Below are 5298 nucleotides of genomic sequence, written 5' to 3'. Positions count from 1 at the left end.
GCGGCAGGAATTCCTTTCGTGTTCGATCCCGGTCAGGGCCTGCCCATGTTCAATGGCGCAGAACTGGCGCGCTTCATCGACCAGGCAAGTTGGCTGACCGTCAACGACTACGAGGGCAGGATGCTGTGTGAGCGTACGGGCTGGAGCATGGCGCAGATCGCGCGCAAGCTGCGCGGGCTCGTCGTGACGCTCGGCGCGCAGGGCTGCGAGGTGTGGGTGGATGGCCGCAAGACCCATGTGCCGGCGGTCGTGCCCACCCAGGTCGTCGACCCCACGGGGTGCGGGGACGCGTGGCGTGGCGCGCTGTTGTTCGGTCTCGAAAAGGGCTGGCCTCTGGTGCGCTGCGCCGAACTCGGAAACCGTGTTGGCGCCCTCAAGATTGCGCAGCGCGGACCACAGAACTATCGATTGGATTTCGCTGCGCCATAAAAAAAAAGCCGCCCGGAAGGGCGGCTTTTGAGATTGGGAGACCGGCGCAAAGCCAGTTTCACCATCAGAAGCTGTGGCGGATACCGAAATCGAAGCCGCTCGACTTCTTGTTGGGCGCCGTGTCGGAACCGTTGAGGGCTTGGCTTGCCCCCTTCTTGTTGGTCACATTGGCAAACGTACCGTACACGGCGGTGCGCTTGGACAGGTTGTGTACATAGCCCGCAGCGATCTTGCTCGATACGGGATCGAGCGTGTTAGCTCCGACCGTCACAACCTTGTAGGTCGAGTACGACAGGCGAACCTGGCCAGCAGGGCCCACGGGGATCTGAACGCCACCCAGCAAGCCCTTGCCGGTGCCGGTGCCGATGACCTTGTCTTGGGAGTACTGGCCGAGAATCTTGACCATGCCCAGATCGTATTTGCCGCCAAAGTTCATGGTCGTGATATTGCCACCAGTCGGCATGCCCTGGGTGACGTTGAGCAGGTAGGTGGTCTTGGCGAAGGATCCAGCAACGTCGATCGGGCCATTGGCGTAGCCGGCGCGCAGGGACACGCCGTTGCCGTCCTTCTTGTTGACCACATTGCTGTTGTTCTCACCCATGTAGAACTGGCCTTGGCCGTAGAAACCGCCCAGATTGTCAGGCAGGAGGTAGCCAATGGAGTTCGAAGCGCGAGCCTTGGTTGGGCCACCGATACTGGACATATAGGTTTGCGTGGTGCCAACGCCGCTTGTGCCAAACGGATCGAACGCGGTCAGATTCTTGAAATGGGGGGTGTAGTCACGGCCCAGACGAACCTCACCAAAGCCGCCATTGAGGCTGAGCGTCGAACGGCGGTTGAAGATCAGGCCACCGCTTGCTGCTTTACCTTGGTTATTGGTGTCGGTCGTGCCGCCGGTGCCGTCGTCGTTATTCAAGCCCGCTTCGAGGTGGAACGATGCGGACATGCCGCCGCCCAGATCCTCAACGCCACGGAAACCCAGACGGCTGCCGTCGAGACCGCCACTTGCCAGCTGTGTCTTTTTGGAAACGGTGCCGGTGCCGTAGGCGAAGGTTGCATCGGCCACGCCAAACAGGGTCACGGAGGACTGTGCCATTGCCGCGCCGGAAGCAGCCAACGCAGCCAGGGCAATCAGGGATTTTTTCATTGCGAGTTACTCCAAGGTTAAACGTAGGGCTCCGGTACGGGGGGTCAGTGCGAAAGCGAAAGCACTTGCAGTGCGCGCCTGTACAGCCCCGCCGGTTCCCCGGGCCAACCTCCTGGTGGGGAAGTTGCGCTTATTGCACCAGAGCCGGCCCGGTTGCGCAAAGGAATTCACCCATAATCGACCCGAAAGCGGGAATTCGTTGCAGTGTTGCAACGTTTACATGCGCCCGGGCAGAATTGCGCCCGGGCCAAGCAGTTCCCATGCCGTGGCGGCGGGTGTCTGTACGCCAGTGTAATGTGTGTTTCCGCGCCTGGGGCGCCAAAGGCTTTCATGGATTCTCTGCTGATCGCTGCCGACAATGCGCTGCGCACGCTCCTTGCCCGACCCGGCGCATCCGAGGAGACGCCCGCCCACGGCTTGGCCGAAGCCGCGCTGACCCCGGCCCAGAAAAAACGGGCCGGGCGCTGATGCGCGTGAACCATGTGGGCGAGGTCTGCGCGCAGGCGCTCTACACCGCCCAGGCGACCGTGACGCGCGACTCCCGGCTGCGCATCCACTTGCAGCAGGCGGCGCGTGAAGAGACCGACCACCTCGCCTGGACCCGGCAAAGACTGGACGCACTGGGCGCCCGCCCCAGCCTGCTCAACCCGCTGTGGTTCGCGGGCGCCTTCGCGCTGGGTCTCGTCGCAGCCAGGGTCGGCGACCGCGTCAGTTTGGGGTTCGTGGTGGAGACGGAAAATCAGGTGGCCGCGCACCTGCAGAGCCACCTCGCGCGGCTTCCCGAGCAGGACCTGGCCTCGCGGGCCGTGGTGGCGCGCATGAAAGCGGATGAGGAGCGGCACGCAATGCAGGCCCGCGCCGCGGGGGCGCTGGAATTGCCCGCCCCCGTCCGCGCCGCCATGAAGGCCGCCGCCCGGGTGATGACCACCACGGCACACTACCTCTGAGCGCCTGCTGCCTGTTTGCGGCATGGGCCGTCAGACCTCCAGAAGCTCGAAACCGGTGGTGATCTGCGCCGTTTTGCCCAGCATGATGCTGGCCGAGCAGTATTTTTCGTGGCTCATGGCGATGGCGCGCTGCACCGCGGCGGGCGCAATGCCCTTGCCGCTGACGGTGAAATGCATGTGGATCCTGGTGAACACTTTGGGGTCCGTCTGCGCGCGCTCCGTGGTCAGTTTCACGCTGCAGCCGCGCACGTCGTGGCGGCCCCGTTTGAGGATCAGCACCACGTCATAGGCCGTGCAGCCCCCGGCGCCTGCGAGCACGGTCTCCATGGGGCGGGGCGCCAGATTCTGCCCGCCATTGCCGGGATGGACGGCGTCCGGCGCGCCGTCCATGGCCAGAACATGGCCGCTGCCGGTTTCGGCCACGAAGCCCATGCCGGATCGTGTTCCGGCCCCGCCTGTCCAACTGACTGTGCATTCCATGGATGTTCCCCTGAGTGGCATGTGGTTTTTTCGCACGCTGATCGCCCGGCGAAATGGATTCGGGGCAGATTTTGCTGCATCGCAGCAAGGTTTGCGCTACACTCCGGGGCATGCGCTGCTTTTCGACGAAGCAGATGGCAAGAGGGCCCCGGCGCCCATTGCCCCGCACCGATTGTCTCCTCCATCTCCTCAAAGGATGGATTCAGCCCCAGGCCTCACGGCCCGGGGCTTTTTTTGCACCGGCAGCGGAATCTGCGCCGCCCCTATGATGCGGGCTCTGCCAGCCGCGCCGCGGCGGGCGCGCACCGTGCTTCCTTCGCCTCTGTCATGACCCAGCCTCTGACCCCCGCCGACTACCTGAAGAAAATCCTCACCGCCCGGGTGTACGACGTGGCGCAGGAGTCGGCCCTGGAGCCCGCCAGGGACCTCAGCCACCGGCTGCACAACCGGGTGCTCCTGAAGCGCGAGGACCAGCAGCCGGCTTTCAGCTTCAAGCTGCGCGGCGCGTACAACAAGATGGCGCAGCTCACGCCCGAGCAGCTTCGGCGCGGGGTGATCTGCGCCTCGGCCGGCAACCACGCCCAGGGCGTGGCCATGAGCGCGCACAAGCTGGGCACGCGCGCGGTCGTCGTGATGCCGACGACGACGCCCCAGCTCAAGATCGACGCCGTGAAAAATCTGGGGGGCGAGGTCGTGCTGTTTGGCGACAGCTATTCCGACGCCTACGACCACGCGGTCGAGCTCGAAAAAGAGCGGGGCCTGAGCTTCGTGCACCCCTTTGACGACCCGGACGTGATTGCCGGCGCGGGAACGGTCGCCATGGAAATCCTGCGCCAGCTGCAAGGCCTGGGCAGCAACCGGCTCGATGCCGTGTTCGTGGCCGTTGGCGGCGGGGGTCTCGTGAGCGGCGTGGCCAACTACATCAAGGCCGTGCGGCCCGAGATCCGGGTGATCGGCGTGCAGATGAACGACTCGGACGCCATGACCCGCTCGGTGCAGGCGCATGCGCGCGTGGCGCTGGCCGACGTGGGTCTGTTCTCCGACGGCACGGCCGTCAAGCTCGTGGGCGAAGAAACCCTGCGCGTGGCGCAGGGCCTGGTGGACGGCTTCATCACCGTTGACACCGACGCCGTCTGCGCGGCCATCAAGGACGTGTTCGTGGACACACGCAGCATCGTCGAGCCTGCGGGCGCGCTGGCGGTGGCAGGGGTCAAGCAGTATGTCGCGACGCACGGGACCCGGGGCGAGACCTACGCCGCAATCCTCAGCGGCGCGAACATGAACTTCGACCGCCTGCGCTTCGTCGCCGAACGGGCCGAGGTGGGCGAGGAGCGCGAGGCGCTGCTCGCCGTCACCATCCCCGAGACGCGCGGCAGCTTCCGGCGCTTTTGCGAAGTGATCGGCGGCCTGCCCGGCGGGCCCCGCAGCGTGACCGAGTTCAACTACCGCATCAGCGATGCCGCGCGGGCGCATGTGCTCGTGGGCCTGACCACGCAGGGCAAGGGCGATTCGGAAAAGATTGCCCGCACCTTCGGCGAGCACGGCTTCGAGGCGCTGGACCTGACGCACGACGAACTCGCCAAGGAGCATCTGCGCCACCTCGTGGGCGGGCACTCGGCCCTGGCGCAGGACGAGCGCCTGATGCGCTTTACCTTCCCCGAGCGTCCCGGCGCGCTGCTCAAGTTCCTGAGCCTCATGCAGCCCACCTGGAACATCAGCCTGTTTCACTACCGCAACCAGGGCGCGGACTACGGCCGCATCCTCGTGGGCATGCAGGTGCCGCCCGGGGACGCGGCCATGTTCGACGCCTTCCTCGCCACGCTGGGCTACCCCTGCGTGGAGGCGACGCAGAACCCGGCGTACCGCCTGTTCCTGCGCGCCGAAGCGTGAGGATTCCAACGGCGCAGCCCGCGGTGCAAGCCCTGCGCCACTACCTGCTGGCGGTGCAGTTTTTCACCCGCGTCCCCGTCACCGGGCCGCTGGCCGCGTGGGTGGGGTACAGCCCCGCGATGCTGCGCGCCAGCGCGGCGCATCTGCCGGGCGTCGGCTGGCTCGTGGCCCTGGTCGCCGGCGGCGTCTATGCGGCGCTGTACGGGGCGCTGGCCCCGAGCCCGCTGGCTCCGGCCGTGGCGGCCGTGTTCTGCACCCTGGCCAGCGTGCTGGTGACGGGCGGCCTGCACGAGGATGGCCTCGCGGACCTGGCCGACGGCCTGGGCGGCAGCGCCGACCGCGCGCGCTCGCTCGACATCATGAAGGACGCGCGCATCGGCGCCTTCGGGGCCCTGGCCCTGGTGC

The 5298-nt window shown here is 66.3% G+C and carries 5 protein-coding genes and 1 pseudogene; 4 read left to right on the top strand and 2 right to left on the bottom strand.

What is annotated here, in order from left to right; all coding sequences use genetic code 11:
• A partial coding sequence (locus VTU_RS0108050) for a PfkB family carbohydrate kinase (RefSeq protein WP_010103073.1) occupies nucleotides 1–429 on the top strand: 429 nt, incomplete at its 5' end.
• Nucleotides 430–493: 64 nt separating this feature from the next.
• On the opposite strand, the gene VTU_RS0108045 is transcribed toward VTU_RS0108050, so the two are convergent.
• Complete coding sequence (locus tag VTU_RS0108045; RefSeq protein ID WP_010103072.1) at nucleotides 494–1576, bottom strand: porin; 1083 nt, start codon at nucleotides 1574–1576, stop codon at nucleotides 494–496.
• A 330-nt stretch (nucleotides 1577–1906) separates the two neighbouring features.
• On the opposite strand from VTU_RS0108045, the pseudogene coq7 reads away from it, so the two are divergent.
• Nucleotides 1907–2523: pseudogene (gene coq7, locus VTU_RS26530) on the top strand (2-polyprenyl-3-methyl-6-methoxy-1,4-benzoquinone monooxygenase).
• A 30-nt stretch (nucleotides 2524–2553) separates the two neighbouring features.
• Here coq7 and VTU_RS0108035 read toward each other — a convergent pair.
• Nucleotides 2554–3003 carry an OsmC family protein gene (locus VTU_RS0108035; protein ID WP_010103071.1) on the bottom strand — a complete coding sequence of 150 codons (450 nt, stop codon included), beginning with the start codon at nucleotides 3001–3003 and terminating at the stop codon, nucleotides 2554–2556.
• Between the two features lie 327 nt (nucleotides 3004–3330).
• On the opposite strand from VTU_RS0108035, the gene ilvA reads away from it, so the two are divergent.
• The gene (gene ilvA / locus VTU_RS0108030) at nucleotides 3331–4893 is read left to right on the top strand and encodes a threonine ammonia-lyase, biosynthetic (protein ID WP_010103070.1); all 1563 of its coding nucleotides are present in this window, start codon (nucleotides 3331–3333) and stop codon (nucleotides 4891–4893) included.
• Between the two features lie 23 nt (nucleotides 4894–4916).
• Nucleotides 4917–5298: adenosylcobinamide-GDP ribazoletransferase (locus VTU_RS0108025; RefSeq protein ID WP_029554199.1), on the top strand; the 382-nt coding region annotated here is incomplete at its 3' end.

The sequence above is a fragment of the Verminephrobacter aporrectodeae subsp. tuberculatae At4 genome (assembly GCF_000193225.1).
In the GTDB taxonomy this organism is placed as follows: Bacteria; Pseudomonadota; Gammaproteobacteria; order Burkholderiales; family Burkholderiaceae_C; genus Acidovorax; species Acidovorax aporrectodeae.
The sequence above is the reverse complement of the archived record's forward strand: the minus strand, read 5'-3'. Positions and strand labels throughout refer to the sequence as shown.

What these genes read in the sequence shown, in the direction of transcription:
- VTU_RS0108035 (WP_010103071.1), bottom strand. Translation starts at nt 3,003, where the DNA reads ATGGAATGCACAGTCAGTTGGACAGGCGGGGCCGGAACACGATCCGGC.
- VTU_RS0108045 (WP_010103072.1), bottom strand. Translation starts at nt 1,576, where the DNA reads ATGAAAAAATCCCTGATTGCCCTGGCTGCGTTGGCTGCTTCCGGCGCG.
- ilvA (WP_010103070.1), top strand. Translation starts at nt 3,331, where the DNA reads ATGACCCAGCCTCTGACCCCCGCCGACTACCTGAAGAAAATCCTCACC.